Genomic DNA, 1482 nt, shown 5'->3' with positions numbered 1-1482 from the left:
AGCTCGTCCAGATTGTTTTCCACCGGCGTGCCGGTCAGGCACAACCGTTGCCGCGCCTCCAACGCCTGGGTCGCCTTGGTCGCCTGCGATGTCGGGTTTTTCAGATACTGGGCTTCGTCAAAGATCGCCAGATGCCAGGGCTGCGCCTCCAGCACCGCGCGGTCGCGCGGCAACAGGGCGTAGGAGGTGACGACCAGATCATACCCGGCCAGATCGCCGTGCGCCGCCTTGCGCTGCGGGCCGTGCAGGACCAGCGTGCGCAGATCGGGGGCGAAGCGCGCCGCCTCGCTGCGCCAGTTGCCCAACACGCTGGTCGGGGCGATCAGCAGACAGGGGCGGTCCATCCGCCCGGATTCCTTCTCGATCAGAAGATGGGCCAACGCCTGCACCGTCTTGCCCAGCCCCATGTCGTCGGCCAGAAGCCCGCCGAACCCGTGCGCGGCCAGAAATTGCAGCCAACTCACCCCCAATCGCTGGTAGGGGCGCAGCGTGGCGCGCAAGCCGTCGGGAAGGGGCGCCACCGGCACCCCGCCCGCCTCGCGCAGGCTGCGCGCCATGCCGCGCACGGCGTCGGCCCCCAGCAACGGCACCCCGGCGGCGGTCGCCGCCTCTTCCAACGCGGCCAGATCGCCCAGATGGGCCCGCCCGATCCGCAACGGACCGCCATCCGCGCCCGGGGCTTGCAGCCCGAACAGCTCCATCAGCACGCCCAGCATCGGGCGCAACCGCTCGACGTTCAGCGGCAGGAAACGATCCTTGCCGACCCGAACGAACAGCACCCCGTCGGGGGCCAGCGCGTCGAGCGCCGTTTCCGTTCCGTCATCGGCAAACTCATCCTCCCCCAAACGGCCCAAAACCCCGATGAGGGAGCGCAGAACCGGCAGCAGATCGACCCGCTCCCCGCCCACCTCGATACCAAGCGACAGGCCGAACCAATCGATTCCCGTCCCCTCGCCAACCTCCATCGTCCAGTTCTGCGGCGCTTCGAGGATCTGGTAGGGGAAATCGGCGTCGATCTCGATTCCCCACCCCTCGGCGCGCAGGTCCGGCAAAAGCTCGAGGCAGACATTCAGCCAATGGCTCGTCTCGTCAAACTCGCCGGTCGGGTCGGTCGGCGACACGAACAGGCCCCGCCGCACGCTCTGCCCACGTCCGATGGTGAGCGGCGTCTCGTTCAGGACAAAGCCCGCTTGGCGCAGCCGTGCGGACGCGGCGGCCTCCGCCTTGGGCTGGCGCGGCGCGGTGACGAGAACCCCGTTCTCCATCCATTGCAGCGGCCCCGTCTCCTCCACCAGACCAACGCGTTGCCCACCATAGTCAAAGCCCAACGCCGCCACCGCGACCGTATCCGACACGGTCATGCCATAGGCGTAGGGCGTGTAGGGCCGGGTCGCTTGCCCCAGACGCAACAGCGGGCGCGGCGTCACGCGGCGGGTTTCCGTCTGCGTCGGGGTGGCGGGGCGCGTCGGCAATGGCAGGCCA

At 69.2% G+C, this 1482-nt stretch carries 1 protein-coding gene; it reads right to left on the bottom strand.

Going from position 1 to position 1482, the window contains the following annotated elements; all coding sequences use genetic code 11:
• A partial coding sequence (locus EJ903_RS27065; RefSeq protein ID WP_246015859.1) for a DEAD/DEAH box helicase occupies nt 1–1482 on the bottom strand: 1482 nt, incomplete at both ends.

Source organism: Azospirillum griseum (genome assembly GCF_003966125.1).
Taxonomy (GTDB): domain Bacteria; phylum Pseudomonadota; class Alphaproteobacteria; order Azospirillales; family Azospirillaceae; genus Azospirillum; species Azospirillum griseum.
The sequence above is the reverse complement of the archived record's forward strand: the minus strand, read 5'-3'. Positions and strand labels throughout refer to the sequence as shown.